We start from the raw sequence: 20948 nt of genomic DNA on the forward strand, positions 1-20948 counted from the left end.
CCCCACCCACCGGTTACAGAAAACAGGCCCCTGACCTGCGATGTAACCGACGTAACCGATGTAACCGATGTAACCGACCCCAGTAAGCCGAACGGCGAAGGAGTCGCACCGTGGCCCGCCCCCAGATGCTCAAACTCCCCGAAGTCCTCACCGAGATCAAGATGAGCCGCGCCGCCTTCTACCGCATGCGCGCCCGCGGCCAGGCCCCCCGCCTGGTCAAGCTCCCGAACGGTCAGCTCCGTGTCCGACGTACGGACCTGGACGCATGGCTCACCGAGTGCGAGACCACCGCAGCCTGATAGGCCGAGCTACAGCCGAGGGGCCCCACCGCGCACACGCATGGTGGGGCCCCTCGGCATGAAGGGACGATGTGAAGAGCTACGACGTGCGCGTTTGGAGTATCCGCCAGCGCAAGAGCAAGAAGGCCCCGTACCAGGTCCGATGGACCGTGAACGGCCAAGAGCACCAGAAGCCGTTCGCCACGAAAACCTTGGCGGATGCGCGGCGATCAGCCCTTGTCACCGCGCAGCGTGCCGGAGAGGCGTTCGACATGGCGTCCGGGCTTCCCGTCTCAGAGCTGCGCGAGGCGGCCTCGCCCACCTGGTACGAGCACGCCTGCGCGTACGCCCGCATGAAGTGGCCGGCAAGTGCGGCCAAGCACCGGGCGAGCATCGCGGAAGCTCTCGCCGCCGTGACAGCAGCGTTCGTAAAGACGCAACGAGGGGCCCCGGATCGCACCGTGCTGCGCGGCGCCCTACAGGCATGGGCATTCCGTATGGTGCTCAATCCGGAGACCGGAGAACACGTCAACCGCAAAGACGCGGAGGCCCCACCCGCAGAGGTCCGGCGAGCGCTGGAGTGGGTGTCGGGCAACTCGTTGAAGGTGATCGACGTAGCAGAATCGGATGCCGTACGGACGGCCCTGCGAGCTCTGTCGAAGACGCTGGCAGGGAAGCAGGCCGCAGACAACACGGTCCGCCGGAAGCGGGCCGTACTCAGTAACGCCTTCCGCTACGCGATCGAGCGAGACCTCTTGGCCGCCAATCCGCTGGACCGCATCGACTGGGCACCCCCTGAGACCACCGACGAAGTCGACTTCGAGTTCGTCCCGGGCCCGGAGCAAGCGGGCGAACTGCTTGCGGCCGTCCAGGGCATCAGCGCCCGAGGACGGCACCTTCACGCATTCTTCGGGTGCATGTACTACGCCGCCATGCGGCCTGCCGAGGTCGCCGGTTTGAAGCGGAGTAACTGCAAGCTGCCGGCACAAGGTTGGGGGGAGTTGGTGCTGTCCAAGAGTCGCCCGGAGGTCGGTTCCGGGTGGACTGACGACGGGAAGTCGTACGAGGAGCGCGGGTTGAAGCACCGAGCCCGCAAGGCCACCCGTCCCGTTCCTATCCCGCCCGTACTGGTCACGATGCTGCGCGCGCACCTGGAGGAGCACGGGACGGCGCCGGACGGACGCCTCTTCCGAGCAGTGAGGGGCGGGCGAGTCCGGTCCACGGAGTACACAGGAATCTGGCAGGCGGCCCGGATGAAGGCGCTGTCCGAGGAAGAGGTCGAGACACCGCTCGCGGATGTGCCCTACTCCCTTCGACACGCGTGTGTGTCGCTCTGGATCAAGGCGGGGGTGGACCCTGTGGAGGTCGCCCGCCGAGCCGGGCACAGTCCCGCCGTCCTGTGGAAGTTCTACGCGAAGCTCCTCCGTGGCCATCAGGACGCCTCGAACCGAATGATCGAGGTCGCCCTGGAAGCCCGCCGCGACGACTAACGGCACCGGCCACCTTGGCCACAGGTTGGCCACACGCCCTGGTCAAGACTGGGAAACAAGCGGTACGAGGTGAGACAGGGTGAGCACAGAGGGCGGACCTCCATTCCGGAGACCCGCCCTCTGACCTGCTACTTCTCTGATCTGCAAGCGGTGGGTGTGGGATTTGAACCCACGGTGACTCGCGCCACGACGGTTTTCAAGACCGTTCCCTTAGGCCGCTCGGGCAACCCACCTCGCGTCCCCGGTCGTACGGCTGGGCCGCGGGCCGGGGTTGACGCGGGGAACAGCCTAGCCGGTCAGCTGTCGCCCTTGCGCTCGCCCAGGGTTACTTCGGCCGTCGACTGCTTGCCGCCGCGCTTGTAGGTCAGGGTGACCTTGTCGCCCGGCTTGTGGGTCCAGATCTCGCCGATCAGGGTGGGGCCGCTGTCGATGACCGTGTCGTTGAACTTCGTGATGACGTCGCCCGCCTTGAGGCCCGCCTTCGCGGCCGGGCCGTTCGGGGTCACCGGGGGTGTGCCTCCCGTGCCCTGCTCCGAGATGGTCGCCCCGCCGGTCCTCTCCTCCATCGTGACCGTGGCGCCGATCACCGGGTAGACCGGCTGGCCCGTCTTGATCAGCTGTTCGGCGACGGTCTTCGCCTGGTTGATCGGGATCGCGAAACCGAGGCCGATCGATCCCGCCTGGGACTGGCCGAGGCCGCCGCCGGTGGTGGACTGGATGGCCGAGTTGATGCCGATGACCGCGCCGCGCGCGTCCAGGAGCGGGCCGCCGGAGTTGCCCGGGTTGATCGAGGCGTCCGTCTGCAGGGCGCTCATGTACGAGTTCTTGTTGCTCGCACCGTCCCCGGAGGCCACCGGGCGGTTCTTCGCGCTGATGATGCCCGTGGTGACCGTGTTGGACAGACCGAACGGGGCGCCGATCGCGATCGTCGAGTCGCCGACCGCGACCTGGTCCGAATTGCCGACCGAGAGCGGGTTCAGGCCCGACGGTGCCTGCTTCAGCTTCAGCACCGCCACGTCGTAGCCCTGGGCCCGGCCGACCACCTCGGCGGCGTACTTCTTGCCGTCGGAGAAGGTCGCCGTGAGCTGACCGCTGTCCGCCGCGGAGGCCACCACGTGGTTGTTGGTGAGGATGTGGCCCTCCTTGTCGTACACGAAGCCCGTGCCCGTACCGCCCTCGCCGTTGCCGCCCTGTGCCTCGATCGTGACCACACTGGGCAGCGCCTTGGCCGCCACCGCGGCGACCGTGCCCGGCTCGCGCTTGAAGTCCCTCGGCGAGTCCCCGGCCGCCACCGTGGTCGACCCCGACGAACCGGTGTCATTCCGGTCGGCCGCCACATAGCCGAGCGCGCCCCCGATGCCGCCCGCGACGAGCGCGGCCACCGCGACGGCGACGACCAGACCGCCCGCCCGGCGCTTCCGCGGACCTTCCGGGGACGGCTCGTGCACCGGAGCGCCCCAGACGGGACCGCCGCCACCCCCGTTCGCGTACGAGGGGATCGCGGGAGGAGCCGGCGGCCAGGCGGGGCCCGTCGGCGGCGTCTGCTGCGGCGGGTAGGGAGGGTGCGCGAAAGCCGTCGTCGGCTGCTCCTGCGGCTGGTGGTGCGCGGCGGGCACCTCGGGTGGCGTCTGCGCCGTCGGCGCGCCCTGGTGCGCCGGAGCAGCGCCCGGCGCGTCTGCCGGGACCGTGTCCGCCGGGGCGTGCGGGGACGCGGGCGTGCCCTCAGGAGCGGCGGCCGGCACTGGAGGTGCGGACGGAACGGCCGGAACCGCGTTGCCCTCGTTGCCCTCGTTCTCGGTGCTCACAGCTCTTTACTCCTCGGTTTCCACATCAGTCTTCGGCAGAGATACCGGTGTGCGTGTGTCGGGGACAGCCTTTACCACAGCACGTCAGGCCACTGTAAGCAGGACCTGTGCATCCGCACACCAATCTTTACATCAGGCAAAACGGTCTTCCGCATGTCCGTCGGGGTCATCGGCTCCGTCGGCTCCGTCGGGAGGCCGGTCGGGTGGGAGGTCGGTCGGGCGGGAAGTCGGGCGATCGGGAAGTCGGTCGGGCGTGCGCGGGGCGTGCGGTCGGGCGTGAACAGGTTGTACTCCGACGTCTGCCCCGTCCTGGTGGCACCATGACGCGGTGACCCACGCACGGCAGCACACCACCCGACGCCCCACCCAGGTCGTAGCCCACCGGGGGGCGTCCGACGACGCTCCGGAGCACACCCTGGCCGCCTACCGGAAGGCGATCGAGGACGGGGCCGACGCCCTGGAGTGCGATGTACGGCTCACCGCGGACGGACAGCTCGTCTGCGTGCACGACCGCCGGGTGAACCGCACGTCCAACGGCCGCGGCGCCGTCTCCGCCCTGGAGCTCGCCGACCTCGCCACCCTCGACTTCGGTTCCTGGAAGGACCGTGAGGAGTCCCCGGACTGGGACCCGGTGCCGGGGGAGCTCACCTCCGTACTCACCCTGGAGCGTCTGCTGGACCTGGTCCGCGAGACGCGGGCCGCCGGGCGTCCGGTGGAGCTGGCCATCGAGACCAAACACCCCACCCGGTGGGCCGGCCAGGTCGAGGAACGGCTGCTGCACCTGCTCAGGCGCTTCGATCTGGCCGATCCCCCGCCCGACGGTCCCTCGCCCGTACGGGTCATGAGTTTTTCGGCGCGTTCGCTGCACCGCGTCCGGATCGCGGCGCCGAACCTGCCCACCGTCTATCTGATGCAGTTCATCTCGCCACGGCTGCGCGACGGGCGGCTGCCCGCGGGCGCCCGGATCGCGGGCCCGAGCATGCGGATCGTGCGCGGCCACCCCGGTTACGTCGAACGGCTGCGCCGGGCGGGCCACCAGACGCACGTCTGGACCGTGAACGAGCCGGCGGACGTGGACCTCTGCGCACGCCTCGGGGTCGATGCGATCATCACGAACCGGCCAAAACAGGTGTTGTCCCAACTGGGACGGCTCTGACCCGGCTTACGGGTGGTGCACCGGCGCATTCAGGACGCGTCCGATCCTCGCGAGTGCCTCACTGACGTGCGAGCGGCCGGTTTCCGGCACAGCTCGGTGGGGCATCCAACCCGTGGCGTGGGGCGTAAGGAGGTCTCGGGGGTGACGTTGGTGGCGGCACAAGAAGTGCCCACGTCGTCGAGCATGGCCGTACCGCATGGCCCTGCCGGCGTGGGCCAGGCGCGGCATCGGATGCGTGATCAGCTGCGGGGCAACGGGGTGTCGGACTCGGTCGTCGACGACGCCGTTCTGATTCTTTCCGAGCTTCTCAGCAACGCCTGTCGGCACGGCAGGCCGCTGGGCCGGCACACGGAGGTCGGTGACGGGGACGTGCGCGCCGCGTGGCACGTCGACCGTACGGGTGCGCTGACCGTCGAGGTGACGGACGGCGGCGGGCCCACCCGCCCGGTTCCGGCCACCCCGTCGGTGACGGCGCGGGGCGGCCGTGGACTCAACATCATCGGCGCGCTCTCCCAGGAGTGGGGCGTGAGGGACAACGCCGCAGGTGAGGTCACCGTGTGGGTGCTGGTCTCGGAGGGGCATCGGCGCGACGACTTCGCGCCCCGGGTGCCCGCGCAGGGCCTGGGCGCTGTCGGAGCACTCGCCGACATCGGAATCGACGGAATTGACGGGCTCGACGGGATCGATCCGCTGGACGGGATCGGTGCGATCGGCACGATGGACGGCATCGGCCGGATGGGCGAGATCGACGAGATAGACGGACTGGACTTCGCCGACGCGGGATGAAGACGCCGATCCGACGTGCGCGGCCGGGCCGGTACGGAGGACGGCGGCGGTACGAGGACGGGCGCGGCGGGTGTCGGGCACCGGGGTAGGGCATCGAGGTACGGCATCCGCGTACGGCAGCGGGACCGGGCGGGCCGGCGGCGCCGTCCGGGTGAAGGCCCGTATCCGCCGGTGCCGGTGACGGGGCGGCGCCCCCGGGGCGAGGTACTAGGCTCGCGGGCCAGACCACCGCACTGTCGCACTCGGGAGAATGCCCACCATGGCCAAGAAGCGCCCTCAGACCAAGGCCGGGAAACCGCAGCTCAAGGACGGCGAGATTCCGGTGGTCGGGGCTCGTGAGCCCTGCCCCTGCGGTTCGGGCCGCCGCTACAAGGCGTGTCACGGCCGGGCCGCCGCCCAGGCCGTGTCAGAGCTCGTTCAGCGGCCCTTCGAGGGGCTGGCCGGCGAGTGCGACTGGGTCGCCCTGCGTGAGCTGGTGCCCGCCGCGACCGTACCGCTGACACTCAAGGACGAACTCCCGGAGGGAGTCACGTCCGTGACACTCGCGACCGTCCTGCCCGCGGCCTGGCCCGCGCTGCGCCGCGAGGACGGGTCCGTCATGCTCGCCCTGCAGAACGACACGTCGTCCGGCGACCTCAGCCGTGACCTCGCGGACACCCTGCTGCGGGCACTGGCCGCCGAACCGGGCACCCCGGTCGCCGCCCGGCGGGTGCCCGCCGACGGCCCGCGGCTCCAGGACGTCCTCGCCCCGGACGCGGCCTTCGAACCGGTCCTCCACCCGGGCTTCGAGTTCTGGGTGCCGGACGCCGAGAACGCGACGCCCGAGGTGGCCGCCTCCCTGGAGCGCGCGAACGCCGCCGCGCTCCCCACCACCCGGCTCCCCGGCCAGGACGCCGCGTACTGGTGCGAGACCCCGGAGAAGAACCACCTGCGCTGGGTCATGCCGTACCCCGAGGAGCGGCTTCTCGACGCACTCGCCCGGCTGCACGCCGCCGGTACGTCCTCGCTCGGCGAGGGAACCCGTCTGGTGGGCTCCTTCCGGGCGCACGGGCTGATGGTCCCGGTGTGGGACCTGCCGAGTTCGATGGGGGCCGAGGACTGCGAGAAGCCCGCGGCCGCCTTCGCGGAGCGGCTGACCGAAGCGCTCGGCTCGGACGCCCCGCTCGATGCCGAGGAGCGACGCGCTCGTGGCGGGCTCACCAACCGTCAGGTGACGCTCAGCTGATCACGCCGGTCGGTCGGTGACGCCGGTCACAACTCACCGTACGGGTGGGTAAGTCGGTGTCCGAATAGGCGAGATCGAATTTGCGAACGGCAGATCTCTTGTTACCGTTCTAGAAGCCCGGTCGCTGGTGCATCCCCCGTCGCCAGCGATCGGGCGTCCTCATTTCCGGGTGCGGTCCGTCGTACGGTTCCGGTTCCCGGCCCGGTCCCCGGGCGCGTCCACGTGATGCCGAAGCCACCGGATGGCTCCCCACCTCGAACGCCCAGGCCCCACCGGCCGCCCCGACGGCCCTGTCCGGTCTCTCCACCGGTGAGGGCTCCCCTGTCGGGCGCCCCTCATGGCGTGTCGTCGCTCCGCACCAGGTCGTCACAGCCCTCCCACCGGGACCGCGCGTCCGTGACGCGGCCCCGGCCTCTCCGCCGTACGGCCCTGCCGGGCACACCCGCCGGACAGCCGAAATTCAGACATGAATGCGGAATCAGAACTGATTTCCGTAGCCACGTAGAGGGTTACGCGGAGCACACGAGAAGCCCTGCCGGTAAGCCGCTCTCCAGTGGATGTATCACATATCCCGACCTCATCCGGTTTTGTGGTGGTAGGCGTGGGGAAACGGGGTCGCCCACGCGGAATCGGCCATCCGATGGCCGACGGATTCGCGGTGAACCGATAAATCGACCGGTCCGCAATTACTCATAGTGGAACAAAAATATGGATGGAATACAGACATTCACATGCCGCGTTCCGCCCATCGCCACCACGCACCGTCACCAGGAGCCGCCGCACACTGTCGCCTCAGGTTGCCGTCACCACGCGCCCTTCGTGCCTGGCACGAAGCCCGGCACGAACGACGCACACATCAACGAAGCGCACACATGAACGAAGCGCGGGCCGGTTCTCACTCGTAACGAGTGAGCCGCTGCCCGCGCCTCGTTCTCCGCTCCACATGCCCTCACCGGCCCATGACGCGCCCGCGCACAACCCCGGCGCGCGCCTGTCCCGGCCCACCCGCTCAGTACGCGAGTCGGCTGCCGCCGTCCGGAGCGCTGTTGCTCGCCTCGACCAGCGCGTCCAGGACCGCTTCCACATCCGGCAGCCACGGCGCCCCCGGCTCGGTGCTGGGCGGCCGTTCCCAGCACACCTGGCCCGTCCCCACCTCGGACGGCGGCAGGACCAGATAGCCGCCCTCGCCGTGGAAGCGCAGCGAACTGGGCACCCGCTCCTTCTCGTGCAGCAGTTCGCCGAGCCGTTCGAGGGTGTACGGGGCCACCAGCAGCGACCACCTCGTGGGCGTCGCCACCACGGGCCCGAGCCGCATTCCCGCGCGGTCGAGCGCGGAGAGCGCGCCGGCGCCCACCACCGCGGGCAGACTCACCGCGCAGGGCGCGTGTCCGCCGGTCGCCAGGATGATCGGTGCGGTCGGCCGGTTGGTCCACCACCAGCGCACCATGCGCTCGTCGGTGGTCGCCGCGAGCAGATCGGGGTCGAAGGGGTGCGCGCCGGGCACGGCGCACTCGGGATCGGGACAGGCACAGGCACGGCCGCGGTCACCGTCGATTCCTGTCAGCCCCACTCCGGGCAGCACGGGCCATTGCCATGCGGTGGCGCAGGTCAGAGCCCCATCGAGCCGAGCCGACCGTTCCTTGCGCCGGAGCCGTAGCCTGCGTCGCCTTCCGAGGATCTCGCGCATGAGCGCTCGTTCCTTTCCGTTGAACGCCGAGGTCCACATCGCACCACGGGCGCGTCACATCGCGTGGACGTCTTCTCTGTGCGTACGTGCTCTTCAGGTCTGCGGTACGGATGAGCAGTCGGTACCGAGCGTGAGCCGTGCCGAGCCGTGCTGTGTCCCAGCCACGTCGTGGCGGGGCGGCACACGCGTCGAGCTTGCCGTTCCAGGTGCGGAACCCCGCCACTTGGGGGGTGGGGACGGCCGTCGTGGGTGAGGACGCCCGGAGCCGCTGCCGGGTTCCAGGGTGATCACAACTGCCCCTGGTCATCAAGGACTACGTACCCAGCATGTCCGGAGTGACGCTCCCTTCGGAGACGTCGCCCCGGGGGCGTCCCCCGTCGAACTCCCCCAGTCGACCGCAAATGCCTGTCGGAGGGTGCGTTTTTTGGCCATGTTCGCTGTCACTCGGACACCAGGAATCCCAAGGGGACAATGCTGGACATCGCCTTACTTGTGCGTGTACATGTGGATGCATTGATAGCGGCGCAGAATGACATGGGGGTTTGCGATGCTATTCGACGAAACACACCGGTCGGAAAGCTGGCTTTCATGAGCGCCCCACACATGCCGAAAGTGGCCGGAATCGATCCCGTGATTCCTGTTTCAGCCCACACTGCCGGTCCTCTGACCGGTGTTCCGGCCGCGCCAGGAGCGTTCATCCAGGACCGTCTGGCCGGCTGGGTGTCCGATCTCACCACGCTCCACGAGCTCACCGAGCGGCTGGCCGGGACGAGCACGCTCGACAGCGCGCTGCACGAGTTGTTGCGCGCCGGAGCCGCCCTCGTCGGTGCCCGCCGTGGACTGGTGGTGCTCGAACCGCCGGGCCGCCACTCCCGTACCACGACCGTCGGCCTCGGCCTCGCCCACGCGGACCTGGGGCACATCGAGACGCTGCCGCGCCGCGTGACCTCGTACGGCAGGATTCTGGACGGAGTGCCGGGGGCCGAGGGGCCGGTCGCCGACGGTGATCTGCTCGGTGACGAAGGGCTCGACCCGCGCCACCGTGAGGTGGCCGACCGGCTCGGCTACGCCGCCAGTTACGCGCTGCCGCTGGCCGCCGAGGCGCCCGGCCGACTCGGCGCCGCCGTCTGGCTGTACGACGAACCCGCCGAACCGCTGGAGCGCCGGCGCCATCTGGTCGGCCTCTACGCCCGGTACGCCGCCGAGCATCTGGCCCGGCTGCTCGAACTGGAACGGGCCAGGACGGAGATCGCCACCATCACCGAGGAACTGCTGCCCAGCCGGCTGCCCCAGGTCTCCGGAGTGCGGCTGGCCACCCGTCATCGCGCCGCGCCGAACGGTGGCGGCGACTGGTACGACGCGCTGGCACTGCCCGACGGCGCGCTCGGCCTCGCCGTCGGCTCGGTGACCGGATCGGGCCCGAGCGCGTTGGCCGCGATGGGGCGGCTGCGCGCGGGACTGCGGGCATACGCCGTGATGGAGGGCGAGGACCCGGTCGCCGTACTCTCCGATCTGGAGCTGCTGCTGCGCCTCACCGAACCCTCCCGCTCCGCGACCGCGCTGTTCGCCTACTGCGAGCCCGCCCGCCGGAAGGTCGTGCTCGCGGGCGCCGGTCACACCCCGCCGCTGGTGATCGGGGACCGGCGCACCGAGTTCATCGAGACCACGCTCTCCGCTCCGCTGGGCATGCTCGCCTGCTGGGAGGCGCCCAGTGTGGAGTTCACCCCGGCGCCGGGCGAGACGGTGCTGCTCTACACCGATGGGCTGTTGCGCCGTACGGGCGATTCGACGGACCGGGCGTTCGCGCGGCTGCACTCGGCCGCGGCGACCGTGCCGCGAGCGGTGCGGAACGACCCGGGTTCGGTCGCCGACCATGTGCTGCGGACCGTACTGCCGGACGGTCCCGTGCCGGGCGACAGCACGGAGGACGTGGTGATTCTGGCGGCGCACTTCAACTGACCGGGGTACGCCCGCGCACTGACCACTCGGCCATGAGCGCCGGGCCGCGCGCGTCCCCAAGCCGAGCTGAGCGGATGTGCTTGCGCCGGCCGCCCCCGGTGCGCCCGCGCCTATGTCGTGCGAGCCTCTCCCCGTGGCCTGCCGGTACGCACTCGCGCGCGCCCCGGTGTAACAGGCCCTTCGCCTCTGGGCCCCCTTCCGTACGCCCGTACGATGGACGGGATCCAGCGTCGTATCAAGGAGAAACAGTCGTGGCTGAGGAGCTCGTCCCGGAGAACCCGGAGACCCCGGAGTCCGAAGAAGCACAGCCGATCAAGCAGCGGAAGAACGGCCTGTACCCGGGCGTTTCCGACGAGCTCGCCGAGAACATGAAGTCCGGCTGGGCGGACACCGAGCTGCACGGTCTCGAACCGATCGCCCAGGCCGCGCACACCGCCGCCCGGCGAGCCGCGCTCTCCGCCCGCTTCCCCGGCGAGCGGCTGGTCATTCCCTCGGGCAACCTGAAGACCCGTTCGAACGACACCGAGTACGCGTTCCGCGCCTCCACCGAGTACGCGTACCTGACCGGCGACCAGACGCACGACAGCGTCCTGGTCCTGGAGCCGAAGGCCGCGGGCGGGGACGGGCACGACGCCACGGTCTACCTGCTGCCCCGCTCCAACCGGGAGAACGGTGAGTTCTGGCTGAACGGCCAGGGCGAGCTGTGGGTCGGCCGCCGGCACTCTCTCGCCGAGGCCGAACAGCTGCTGGGCATTCCCGCGAAGGACGTGCGCGAGCTGTCGGCGGCGCTGGCCGAGGCCACCGGTCCCGTGCGCAACGTCCGCGGGCACGACGCGGGCGTCGAGGCGGCCCTGACCGACAAGGTCACCGCCGAGCGCGACGAGGAGCTGCGGGTCTTCCTCTCCGAGGCGCGCCTGGTCAAGGACGCCTTCGAGATCAGCGAGCTCCAGAAGGCGTGTGACGCCACGGCCCGTGGCTTCGAGGACGTCGTGAAGGTCCTCGACAAGGCCGAGGCCACGAGCGAGCGCTACATCGAAGGAACGTTCTTCCTGCGTGCCCGTGTCGACGGCAACGACATCGGTTACGGCTCGATCTGCGCCGCGGGACCCCACGCCACCACCCTCCACTGGGTACGCAACGACGGCCCCGTGCGCTCCGGTGAGCTCCTGTTGCTCGACGCCGGGGTGGAGACCGACCAGCTGTACACCGCCGACGTGACGCGGACCCTGCCGATCAACGGGACGTTCTCCCCGCTTCAGCGGAAGATCTACGACGCCGTGTACGAGGCGCAGGAGGCGGGCATCGCGGCCGTGAAGCCGGGCGGCGCCTTCCGTGACTTCCACGACGCCGCGCAGCGCGTGCTCGCCGAGAAGCTCGTCGAGTGGGGGCTGCTGGGTGACCTGTCCGTGGAGAAGGTCCTGGAGCTGGGGCTTCAGCGCCGCTGGACCCTGCACGGCACCGGCCACATGCTCGGCATGGACGTGCACGACTGCGCCGCCGCGCGCACCGAGGCGTACGTCAGCGGCACTCTGGAGCCGGGCGTGTGCCTGACCGTCGAGCCGGGTCTGTACTTCCAGGCCGACGATCTGACCGTGCCCGAGGAGTACCGCGGCATCGGCGTGCGCATCGAGGACGACATCCTCGTCACGGAGGACGGCAACCGGAACCTCTCCGACAGCCTCCCGCGCCGTGCCGACGAGGTCGAGGCGTGGATGGCGGGGCTCAAGGGCTGACCCCCGCCCGGCCCGGAGGGCGCGCCGCTCAGGACACCATGAGCAGCGCGCCCTCCCGCCATTTGAGGACCTTGTCGAAGCTCACCACCGCGCCCCGGCCAGGTCTGTTGCCGAAGTGGACGTGGTCGGCGAGCTGCTCGATCAGACAGAGCCCCCGGCCGTCCTCGGCGGTGAACGACGGTTGTGCGGCGGTGCGAAGCGGGCGCCGGGCGGGAAACCCGGGCCCCGAGTCGGCGACCTCGATACGGCATTTCTCGCCGTCCAGATAGGCGGTGACCCGGTACTGGCCGGAGGCCGTACCGGACCGCTCGTCATCGGAACCGGACCCCCCGGTCGCGGCGCCGGACCTGCCGGGGCCGCGCACGCTCCCGCGGTCCCCGCCGTGCTCGACGGCGTTCGCGCAGGCTTCGCTGAGCGCGACCGAAAGGTCGTACGAGATGTCCGGATCCACCCCCGCGGTTTCCATGGTGCCCAGCAGAAATCGACGGGCGAGCGGGACGCTCGCGGCTTCGCGCCGCAAATGGAGTGACCACCAGATGCTCATGCTCCAGCCTCCTGGCTGCGGCTCGACATACCGATACGTATTGCCGCGCGATGCGGTTCGTAAGCACGGACCGGACGGGACAGCCCTCGTTCGGCGGATGCCGGATCTCCGTGCACGGGTGTATGCCCCTGACATCCGTCCCTGCCCGACGCCGGGGGCGCCCGCCCCTCCGCCCTGGTCCGAGGCCGCCGATCCGGACGGGTGCGATGCCCGGGGAACATGTCCCCGACTGCACCTTTCCGCCGCCTCCCATCCCACTCGGACGAGGACGCGATCGTACGAGACCCGCCGTACGGGGACGGAAGTGACCTTCTGGACCTGCCGTACGCGACACGGGTCCGCAGTGCGATGATGACCCGGCCATGTCTACGCCTGTCGCACGTGCCGGAGCCGGTCTGCGGCTCCTGAGGACCGCGGTGTTCGCCGCGGTCTGCGTCGCGCTGGCCGCGTCGGGCCATGCGCTGGCCTCCTCCACGGCGGTCCCCTCGTGGACACTGCTCGTGGGTTTCGCCGGGGTGTTCGCGTCGGTCGCGCCGCTCGCCGGGCGTGAGCGTTCCCTGCCGTCGATCGCCGCCGCGCTGACCGCCGGGCAGCTCGCGCTGCACACACTCTTCGGGGCCGGTACGCACGGCCTCTTCGGTCTCGGTTCGGACAGCGCGGTCTCCGCGGACGACGCCGCCCAGGCATCGCGGGACGACTCGCTGATCCAGTACGCCGCGCATCTCGTCTGCGGCGCGGGTCCGGCGCAGTTGAACGCGGGGGACGCCCATCGCATCGTCACCACCGCGGGCCTCGACCCGGCGTCGGTGGTCCCGGCCGGCCGGCCGGCGGCGGCCATGTCGGGCCCGGCGGCCGACCTGGTACCCGGACTGGTGCCCGGTCTGCCGATGCTGCTCGGACATCTGCTGGCGGCGCTGGCCACCGGCTGGTTGCTGCGGCGCGGGGAGGTCGCGCTGTTCCGGCTGGCCCGGCTGTCGGCGCAGGGCGCCCAGCAGTTCGCCGCCGAGGCCCGGCTGCGGGCGCTGCGGGCCGCGCTGGCCCTCGTACGGGCGTTGCTCGCGGGTCTGCCGGACGCGCCGGCGACCGGGCCACGTCCCCTGCGTACCGCCGAGGAGGCCCTGCCCGCAGGCGCCGACGATCCCCTCAAGCACTCGGTGATCAGGCGCGGGCCGCCTTCCGTTCTCGCCCTCGCAGCCTGACGCGACACCCGCCCGCGCGCGGTTCGAAGCCCTCGGCCGGAGACTCCGGACATCGTCCGTACCCGGTCCCCGAGGGGCGAGAACGCGCGGCGGAGGTGTCGTGACGTCGGCGCGCGCCTGCGCGCCGGTCCACCCTTCCTTCGTGTTTCCGTGGAGTGATCTCTGCCATGAACGTTTCACGTATCGCCGTCGCGGGCGGCGTCGCCGCTGCCACCGTCCTGCTCCTCGCCGGTCCCGCCTCCGCGCACGTCAGCGTGCAGCCACAGGGCGCGGCCGCCAAGGGCGGTTACGCCACCATCAACTTCAAGGTCCCCAACGAGCGCGACAGCGCCGCGACGACCAAGCTCGAAGTGGCCTTCCCGACCGACCATCCGCTCGCCTCCGTCATGCCCCAGCCGGTGCCCGGCTGGAAGATCGAGGTCACCAAGAGCAAGCTCGCCAAGCCGCTGGACGTCCACGGCAAGCAGATCAACGAGGCCGTCTCCAAGGTCACGTGGACCGCTGAGGACGCGAAGAGCGGCATCGGTGTCGGCGAGTTCCAGCAGTTCCCGCTCTCCGTCGGCCAGCTTCCCGAGGACGCCGACCAGCTGGTGTTCAAGGCCCTCCAGACGTACGACAACAAGGAGGTCGTACGTTGGATCGAGGAGCCGAAGGAAGGCGCGGCGGAGCCCGAGACCCCGGCCCCGGTCCTCAAGCTGACCGCCCCGGCCTCCGACGCCCATGGCACCGGCGGGGCCGACAAGTCCGGTGACACATCCGCGGACAAGGCGAAGGAGACGACCGCGTCGGCGGCCTCGTCGTCCTCGTCGTCCAGTGACGACACGGCCCGGGTCCTCGGGATCGTCGGCATCGTCATCGGTGCCGCGGGCGTCGCCTTCGGCGTGCTCGCCGGTCGCCGTCGCGCCGCCTGATCACCAGCCGTACCACTCGTATCGATCACCACCAGGAAACAGCTCTCCATGCGCAAGATCACTGTGCCGGCCGCGGCGTTCCTCGCCGCGGCCGTGCTCACCCTGTCCGGCTGCGGCAGCAGCGACGACTCTTCGGACTCCGCCGCGAAGTCACCCGTGACGGACGTGTCCGCCGAGGCGAAGACCAAGGCCGCGACCGTGCTCGACCAGCCGTTCACCAAGCCCGACTTCGTCCTCACCGACACCCACGGCGAGAAGTACGACTTCCGCGAACGGACCAAGGGCAGGCCGACGCTCATCTACTTCGGCTACACCCGCTGTCCCGACGTCTGCCCGCTGACGATGAGCAACCTCGCCATCGCCAAGCGGGCCCTGCCCAAGGCCGACCAGGAAAAACTCCAGGTCGTCTTCGTCACCACGGACCCCGAGCGGGACACCCCCGCGTCCATGGGCAGCTGGCTCAAGGCCCAAGATCCGTCCTTCATCGGTCTGACCGGCGACTTCCCGACCATCCAGGCGGGCGCGCGGCAGATCGGCATCGGCATCAGCCCGGCCAAGAAGGAGAAGGACGGCACGGTCGTCTCCATGCACGGCGCCCAGGTCATCGCGTTCTCACCGAAGACCGATCAGGGCTACGTGCTGTACGACGACGACACCACGGCCGAGGACTACACCAAGGACATCCCCAAGATCCTCAAGGGGGAGACACCGTGAGCCGACGCCGGACGGCCCTGGTCGCCGTCATGGCGACCACCGGGCTCGCTCTGGCGGGCTGCTCCTCGTCGGACGGCGGTACACCCGATCTGGAGGTGACCGGTGCCTTCATGCCTCAGCCCATCGACGACATGGCGGCCGGTTTCCTCGTCGTACGCAACAGTGGCGACGCGTCCGACCGCCTCACCTCGGTGACCAGCTCCATCTCGGACGACGTCACGATCCACGAGACGAAGGACCAGAGGATGCGGAAGGTGACGTCGTTCGACGTACCGGCACGCGGCGAGCTGGATCTGGAACGCGGCGGCAACCACATCATGTTCATGAAGCTGAAGCAGCGGCCGATGCGGGGCGAGAAGGTGTCCGTCGAGCTGCACTTCGAGAAGGCCGAACCGATCACGGTCGACCTTCCCGTGAAGGAGACCACCCACAACCCGAAGAAGCAGTGAGGGACCAACACTCATGAGAGCCACCGCCCCGCACTTCGGAACGTCACCGCGGACATCCCCGGCACGTCGGCCACGTGCCCGTGCCGCCGCCCTCCTCGCCACGCTGGCCTGCCTGTTGTTCGGCCTGCTGCTGGCGGGCGCGGGGCCGGCGGCCGCGCACGCGGCCCTCACCGGGAGCGACCCGAAGGACGGGGCGGTGGTCGCCACCGCGCCCGAACAGGTCACGCTCACCTTCTCCGAGCAGGTGGCCATGGGCGCCGACTCGATCCGGGTCCTCGACCCCACCGGTGAGCGGGCCGACACGGGTGGTCCGCTCGACCTCCAGGACGGTTCCACCGTGCGGCACGGCGTCGCGTTGCGCGGTGGGCTGCCCGACGGCACGTACACCGTGGCCTGGCAGGCCGTGTCCGCCGACAGCCACCCGGTCTCCGGAGCCTTCACGTTCTCCATCGGAGCACCGTCCGAGACCAGCGTCGCCCTCCCGTCCGACCGGGCGGGCGGGGGGCTCGTCGGCACGCTCTACGACATCGCGCGGTACGCCGCTTACGCCGGGTTCATCCTGCTCGCGGGCGGCGTCACGTTCGTCCTGGCCTGCTGGCAGCGCGGAGCGGGCGCCCGCCCGTTGCAGCGTCTGGTGGTGCGCGGGTGGATCACGCTCGCCGCGGCCACCCTGGTCATGCTGCTGCTGAGGACCCCGTACACCGGTTCGGGGAAACTCGTCGACGCCTTCGACCTCGACGGACTGCGGGCGGTGCTCGACACCAAGCCGGGCACCGCGCTGTTCTCCCGACTGCTCCTGCTCGGCGCCTCCGCGATCTTCATCGCCGTCCTCTTCGGTACGTACACGAAACGCGAGGACGAGAAGGAGAAGCGGGACCTCACCTTCGGCCTGGCCCTCGGGGGCACCGTCATCGCGGTCGGGATCGCCGGGACCTGGTCCTTCGCCGAACACGCTTCGACGGGCATCCAGACGGGCATCGCGATGCCCGTCGACGTACTGCATCTGCTGGCCGTGGCGACCTGGCTCGGCGGTCTCGCGGCGCTGCTGGTCGCGCTGTACCGGACGCCGGACATCGGGCGGGACGCCGTGCGGCGCTACTCGCGGATCGCGTTCGGCAGCGTGCTCGTGCTCGCGGCGACCGGGATCTACCAGTCCTGGCGGCAGGTGGGGTACTGGTCGGCGCTGACCGGCACCCGGTACGGGCAGCTCCTTCTGCTGAAGGTGGGGCTGATCGGGGTACTCCTCGGGATCGCGTGGTTCTCCCGGCGCTGGACGGCACGGCTGACGGACGGCGAGCTGGGCACGGGCGGTGGGCAGGTCACCGACAGCGGGCAGATCGCCGACGGCGGGCGGGGCACGGAATCCGGTGCTGGACGGGTTACGGGACCGGGCACCGGATCGGAAGCGGGGCCGGGCGCTGGAGCGGGGGCGGGGGCGGACACTGGAGCGGAGGCGGGGCCGGGCGCTGGAGCGGATGTGGAGCCGGCCGGTGAATCGTGTCCGGAGCCGGTCGGTGAACCGGTCGCCGTCGCCGCGGACCCCGCACGGGCCGCCCAGCTCGCCCGCCAGCAGGCCGCGGTGCGGACGACCGAGGCCAAGCGCGTCCGCGACGCCGATCCCCGGCGGTCGGGACTGCGGCGCTCGGTGCTCGCGGAGGCCGGCGTCGCCGTCGTACTGCTGGCGGTGACGACCATACTGACCTCGACCGAGCCGGGACGTACGGAGGAAGAAGCCGCACGCGGCAAGACCGCGGTGGCCGAAGCGGTGGCCGATGGGCCGGTCGGCCTGAGCCTGCCGTTCGACACCGGAGGCCAGAACGGCAAGGGGACGGTTCAGCTGGACATCGATCCGGGCCGCACCGGCTCCAACACGCTGCACATCCTGATCGACGGGCCCGACGGCAAGCCGTTGGACGTCCCCGAGGTGAAGGTCTCCCTCACCCTGGAGGCCAAGGACATCGGCCCGCTTCCCGTCGCTCCCCGTCGGCTCACCGAGGGCCACTGGACGGCCGGTGATGTGCGGATACCCATGGCGGGTGACTGGAAGGTCGCGGTGACCGTCCGTACGTCGGACATCGACCAGGCGACCCTCGTGAAGAACGTGAAGATCGGCTGAGCGGGATGAGCGGGATGAGGACGAACGTGAACGGCGAGCGCGGCGCGAAGAACGGGCGCGCCGCGAACGGCAGGAACGGTGGCTCTGCGGACGGCACAGGCGCGAACGGGAAGCACGGCCGCCCGGGGGACGGCACCGGCGCGAACGGCAGGAACGGCCGCCCGGTGGACGGCGTGAGAGGCGGCGCGGGGGCCGGGGGCAGCGGCGTGGACCGTACGGAAAGCGGCGCCGTGTCCCGGCGGCGGCTGCTCGGCGGTGTGGGCGCGGCAGGCGCGACCGGGCTGGTGCTGGGCGCCGCGGGCGGCGGCGTCGGCTATGCGGCGACCAGGCCCGAGGCCCCGGTCCCGCTCGCCTCGGTCGGTTCCACGGAGGTGATGTTTCACGGGAAACATCAACCGGGCATCACCACTCCGCTTCAGGCGCGCGGCCATCTGATCGCCTTCGATCTGGCGGTGGGCGCGGGACGCAAGGAAGCCGCCGCCCTGCTGCGCCGCTGGTCGGATCTGACGCGTCGGCTGATGGCGGGCGAGCCGTCCGAGGGCGGTGCGGGGCCCGACACCGGGATCGCGTCGGACGCCGGGCCCTCCTCACTCACCGTCACCTTCGGTTTCGGCCGCACCTTCTTCGACCGCACGGGCCTGACCGCCCAGCGCCCGGCAGAGCTGGACCCGTTGCCGCCGTTCTCCTCCGACCACCTCGACGCTCGGCGCTCCGAGGGGGACCTCTGGGTGCAGATCGGCGCCGATGACGCCCTCGTCGCCTTTCACGCGCTGCGTGCCGTGCAGAAGGAGGCCGCGGGAGCCGCGAAGGTGCGCTGGCAGATGAACGGCTTCAACCGCACCCCCGGTGCCACCACCAGGCCGATGACCGCGCGTAATCTGATGGGCCAGATCGACGGCACCGGCAATCCCCGACCGGGCGAGAGCGATTTCGACCGGCGGATCTTCGTCCCCGCTGAGGCGTCCGGTACCGGAGGCACTTCCGGTACCGCGCCCGCGTGGATGGCGGGCGGTTCCTACGTCGTCGTACGCCGGATCAGGATGCTGCTCGACGACTGGGACCGGCTCCAGGTCGCCCAGCAGGAACGGGTGATCGGCCGGCGCAAGACGGACGGCGCGCCGTTGAGCGGAGGCACCGAGACCACCGAGATGGACCTCGACAAGGCGGGCCCCGACGGAAAGCTGTCGATCCCGGACAACGCGCACGCCCGGATCTCCTCCCCGGAGAAGAACGGCGGTGCGGCGATGCTGCGGCGCCCCTTCTCTTACCACGACGGCATCACGACGGACGGCACGCCGGACGCCGGGCTGCTGTTCATCTGCTGGCAGGCCGATCCGTTCAAGGGCTTCGTGCCGGTGCAGCGCAAACTCGACCGGGGTGACGCGCTCGCGCCGTTCATCCGGCACGAGGCGAGTGGGTTGTACGCGGTGCCGGGCGGGGCCGCGCGGGGTGAGTACGTGGGGCAGCGGCTGCTGGAGGCCTGATCCGGTCGGCGGCCCCGCACGGTTCGGAGCAGTGGACGCAGTGCCTTTTCCTTCGGGCCGGGGCGGTGAATTTCGCGGTCGTGCCCCGTCCCGGGCCATTAGGGTGACCGTATGTCCGCCACGCGCTACGCCTATCTGGGCCCCGAAGGCACCTTCACCGAGGTCGCCCTCCGTACGCTTCCGGAAGCGGCCACCCGGGAACTCGTCCCGATGGTGTCCGTCCCGGCCGCGCTGGACGCCGTACGCAACGGCGAGGCGGCGGCAGCGCTGGTACCGATCGAGAACTCCGTCGAGGGCGGGATCACCACGACCCTCGACCAGCTGACCAGCGGTGAGCCGCTGATGATCTACCGCGAGGTGCTGCTCTCCATCACCTTCGCCCTGCTCGTGCGGCCCGGGACCGAGCTCTCCGACATCAAGACCGTCACCGCGCATCCCGCTGCCCAGCCGCAGGTGCGCAACTGGATGGCCGCCCATCTCCCGGAGGCCGTGTGGGAGTCGGCCGCGTCCAACGCGGACGGCGCGCGTCTGGTCCAGGAAGGGCGGTACGACGCCGCCTTCGCGGGGGAGTTCGCCGCGGCGACGTACGGGCTGCTGCCGCTGGTGACCGAGATCCACGACGCGAAGAACGCGCAGACGCGCTTCGTCCTGGTGGGCCGCCCGGCGCGCCCCTCGGCGCCGACCGGTGCGGACAAGACGTCGGTGGTCATCTGGATGGGGGACGACCACCCGGGCGCGCTGCTCGAACTCCTCCAGGAGTTCGCGGTGCGCGGAGTGAACCTGATGCTGATCCAGTCCAGGCCGACGGGCGCGGGCATCGGGAACTACTGCTTCTCCGTGGACGCCGAGGGGCACATCGCTGATCGGCGGGTCGGTGAGGCACTGATGGGGCTGAAGCGGATCTGCCCGAAGGTCCGCTTCCTGGGCTCGTATCCGCGTGCCGGGGTGGTGCCGGAGGACGTACCGCCGCTGCGCGCGGGCACGTCGGACGCGGCTTTCGTGGACGCGTCCGACTGGTTGGCACGCAGTCAGGACGGGCGCGCGCTCTGAGCGTGCGGTCCGCCGACCACGGTACGGGGCGGACCACGGCCGGCCCTCACAGCCGACGCTCCGGTTGGAGTGGGCGACCGGTGCCGACGAGCGGCAGCGGAGGCCGGTACTGGTGACGGGTGGCGGCGGACGGGTAGCGATGGGCAGGCGATGGTGACGATCGGTGCTCGCGATCGGCGGTGTTACGTGCCGATTGTCGTCAGCGCTCAAAGTTATCCACAGACCTGCTGCGACGCCTGGGGACAAGTCGACACCACAAAGCGACATGGTCGACAAATCGCCCGGGTCACTCGCATCAATCCACAGAGCACCAAGCTGTGCGACGTCATCCTAATTCCATTGATCAACTCTTTGGAGCGAGT

The 20948-nt window shown here is 70.5% G+C and carries 17 protein-coding genes and 1 tRNA gene; 14 read left to right on the plus strand and 4 right to left on the minus strand.

Features of this window, described 5'->3' with window-relative positions:
* The first annotated feature begins 110 nt into the window (after positions 1 to 110).
* Positions 111 to 299, plus strand: coding sequence for a helix-turn-helix domain-containing protein (locus tag PZB75_RS14680; protein ID WP_275535737.1), 189 nt, complete (start codon positions 111 to 113; stop codon positions 297 to 299).
* A 71-nt stretch (positions 300 to 370) separates the two neighbouring features.
* Positions 371 to 1768: a tyrosine-type recombinase/integrase gene (locus PZB75_RS14685; RefSeq protein ID WP_275535738.1), complete on the plus strand. Its 1398-nt coding sequence runs from the start codon at positions 371 to 373 to the stop codon at positions 1766 to 1768.
* A 148-nt stretch (positions 1769 to 1916) separates the two neighbouring features.
* On the opposite strand, the gene PZB75_RS14690 is transcribed toward PZB75_RS14685, so the two are convergent.
* Positions 1917 to 2001 (minus strand) — tRNA-Ser (locus tag PZB75_RS14690).
* A 63-nt stretch (positions 2002 to 2064) separates the two neighbouring features.
* The gene (locus PZB75_RS14695; RefSeq protein ID WP_275535739.1) at positions 2065 to 3573 is read right to left on the minus strand and encodes a trypsin-like peptidase domain-containing protein; all 1509 of its coding nucleotides are present in this window, start codon (positions 3571 to 3573) and stop codon (positions 2065 to 2067) included.
* A gap of 328 nt (positions 3574 to 3901) precedes the next feature.
* Here PZB75_RS14695 and PZB75_RS14700 point away from each other — a divergent pair, with 328 nt between their 5' ends.
* The 3 genes from PZB75_RS14700 to PZB75_RS14710 all read left to right on the plus strand — a co-directional run bounded on the left by PZB75_RS14700 (position 3902) and on the right by PZB75_RS14710 (position 6740).
* Positions 3902 to 4729, plus strand: a complete 828-nt coding sequence (locus PZB75_RS14700; RefSeq protein WP_275535740.1) for a glycerophosphodiester phosphodiesterase — start codon at positions 3902 to 3904, stop codon at positions 4727 to 4729.
* Positions 4730 to 4960: 231 nt separating this feature from the next.
* The gene (locus PZB75_RS14705) at positions 4961 to 5515 is read left to right on the plus strand and encodes an ATP-binding protein (RefSeq protein ID WP_275535741.1); all 555 of its coding nucleotides are present in this window, start codon (positions 4961 to 4963) and stop codon (positions 5513 to 5515) included.
* A gap of 259 nt (positions 5516 to 5774) precedes the next feature.
* Entirely contained in the window at positions 5775 to 6740 is a 966-nt protein-coding gene (locus PZB75_RS14710) for a DUF5926 family protein (RefSeq protein WP_275535742.1), read from the plus strand.
* A 1009-nt stretch (positions 6741 to 7749) separates the two neighbouring features.
* On the opposite strand, the gene PZB75_RS14715 is transcribed toward PZB75_RS14710, so the two are convergent.
* Positions 7750 to 8427, minus strand: coding sequence for a bifunctional DNA primase/polymerase (locus PZB75_RS14715; RefSeq protein WP_275535743.1), 678 nt, complete (start codon positions 8425 to 8427; stop codon positions 7750 to 7752).
* 471 nt (positions 8428 to 8898) lie between these two features.
* Here PZB75_RS14715 and PZB75_RS14720 point away from each other — a divergent pair, with 471 nt between their 5' ends.
* Positions 8899 to 10386: a PP2C family protein-serine/threonine phosphatase gene (locus tag PZB75_RS14720; protein ID WP_275535744.1), complete on the plus strand. Its 1488-nt coding sequence runs from the start codon at positions 8899 to 8901 to the stop codon at positions 10384 to 10386.
* A gap of 251 nt (positions 10387 to 10637) precedes the next feature.
* A complete protein-coding gene (locus PZB75_RS14725) occupies positions 10638 to 12119 on the plus strand; it encodes an aminopeptidase P family protein (protein WP_275535745.1) in 1482 nt (493 codons plus the stop codon).
* 28 nt (positions 12120 to 12147) lie between these two features.
* Here the strand turns inward: PZB75_RS14725 and PZB75_RS14730 are convergent, their stop codons facing one another.
* A complete protein-coding gene (locus PZB75_RS14730; RefSeq protein WP_275535746.1) occupies positions 12148 to 12663 on the minus strand; it encodes an ATP-binding protein in 516 nt (171 codons plus the stop codon).
* A gap of 362 nt (positions 12664 to 13025) precedes the next feature.
* Here PZB75_RS14730 and PZB75_RS14735 point away from each other — a divergent pair, with 362 nt between their 5' ends.
* The 7 genes from PZB75_RS14735 (at position 13026) to pheA (ending at position 20586) form a co-directional block, all read left to right on the plus strand.
* Positions 13026 to 13862, plus strand: coding sequence for a hypothetical protein (locus tag PZB75_RS14735; protein WP_275535747.1), 837 nt, complete (start codon positions 13026 to 13028; stop codon positions 13860 to 13862).
* Positions 13863 to 14029: 167 nt separating this feature from the next.
* Positions 14030 to 14773, plus strand: coding sequence for a YcnI family protein (locus PZB75_RS14740; protein WP_275535748.1), 744 nt, complete (start codon positions 14030 to 14032; stop codon positions 14771 to 14773).
* A gap of 48 nt (positions 14774 to 14821) precedes the next feature.
* Complete coding sequence (locus tag PZB75_RS14745; RefSeq protein WP_275535749.1) at positions 14822 to 15487, plus strand: SCO family protein; 666 nt, start codon at positions 14822 to 14824, stop codon at positions 15485 to 15487.
* Positions 15488 to 15516: 29 nt separating this feature from the next.
* Positions 15517 to 15936, plus strand: coding sequence for a copper chaperone PCu(A)C (locus tag PZB75_RS14750; RefSeq protein WP_275538715.1), 420 nt, complete (start codon positions 15517 to 15519; stop codon positions 15934 to 15936).
* 13 nt (positions 15937 to 15949) lie between these two features.
* Positions 15950 to 18052 carry a copper resistance protein CopC gene (locus PZB75_RS14755; protein ID WP_275535750.1) on the plus strand — a complete coding sequence of 701 codons (2103 nt, stop codon included), beginning with the start codon at positions 15950 to 15952 and terminating at the stop codon, positions 18050 to 18052.
* 14 nt (positions 18053 to 18066) lie between these two features.
* Complete coding sequence (gene efeB / locus PZB75_RS14760) at positions 18067 to 19536, plus strand: iron uptake transporter deferrochelatase/peroxidase subunit (protein WP_275535751.1); 1470 nt, start codon at positions 18067 to 18069, stop codon at positions 19534 to 19536.
* Between the two features lie 111 nt (positions 19537 to 19647).
* A complete protein-coding gene (gene pheA, locus PZB75_RS14765; RefSeq protein ID WP_275535752.1) occupies positions 19648 to 20586 on the plus strand; it encodes a prephenate dehydratase in 939 nt (312 codons plus the stop codon).
* Positions 20587 to 20948: the final 362 nt, after the last annotated feature.

It is taken from the genome of Streptomyces sp. AM 4-1-1, assembly GCF_029167625.1.
Taxonomy (GTDB): domain Bacteria; phylum Actinomycetota; class Actinomycetes; order Streptomycetales; family Streptomycetaceae; genus Streptomyces.

What these genes read in the sequence shown, in the direction of transcription:
- PZB75_RS14740 (WP_275535748.1), top strand. Translation starts at nt 14,030, where the DNA reads ATGAACGTTTCACGTATCGCCGTCGCGGGCGGCGTCGCCGCTGCCACC.
- PZB75_RS14755 (WP_275535750.1), top strand. Translation starts at nt 15,950, where the DNA reads ATGAGAGCCACCGCCCCGCACTTCGGAACGTCACCGCGGACATCCCCG.
- PZB75_RS14735 (WP_275535747.1), top strand. Translation starts at nt 13,026, where the DNA reads ATGTCTACGCCTGTCGCACGTGCCGGAGCCGGTCTGCGGCTCCTGAGG.
- PZB75_RS14730 (WP_275535746.1), bottom strand. Translation starts at nt 12,663, where the DNA reads ATGAGCATCTGGTGGTCACTCCATTTGCGGCGCGAAGCCGCGAGCGTC.
- PZB75_RS14715 (WP_275535743.1), bottom strand. Translation starts at nt 8,427, where the DNA reads ATGCGCGAGATCCTCGGAAGGCGACGCAGGCTACGGCTCCGGCGCAAG.
- PZB75_RS14750 (WP_275538715.1), top strand. Translation starts at nt 15,517, where the DNA reads ATGGCGACCACCGGGCTCGCTCTGGCGGGCTGCTCCTCGTCGGACGGC.
- PZB75_RS14745 (WP_275535749.1), top strand. Translation starts at nt 14,822, where the DNA reads ATGCGCAAGATCACTGTGCCGGCCGCGGCGTTCCTCGCCGCGGCCGTG.
- PZB75_RS14710 (WP_275535742.1), top strand. Translation starts at nt 5,775, where the DNA reads ATGGCCAAGAAGCGCCCTCAGACCAAGGCCGGGAAACCGCAGCTCAAG.
- efeB (WP_275535751.1), top strand. Translation starts at nt 18,067, where the DNA reads ATGAGGACGAACGTGAACGGCGAGCGCGGCGCGAAGAACGGGCGCGCC.
- PZB75_RS14720 (WP_275535744.1), top strand. Translation starts at nt 8,899, where the DNA reads ATGCTGGACATCGCCTTACTTGTGCGTGTACATGTGGATGCATTGATA.
- pheA (WP_275535752.1), top strand. Translation starts at nt 19,648, where the DNA reads ATGTCCGCCACGCGCTACGCCTATCTGGGCCCCGAAGGCACCTTCACC.
- PZB75_RS14705 (WP_275535741.1), top strand. Translation starts at nt 4,961, where the DNA reads ATGCGTGATCAGCTGCGGGGCAACGGGGTGTCGGACTCGGTCGTCGAC.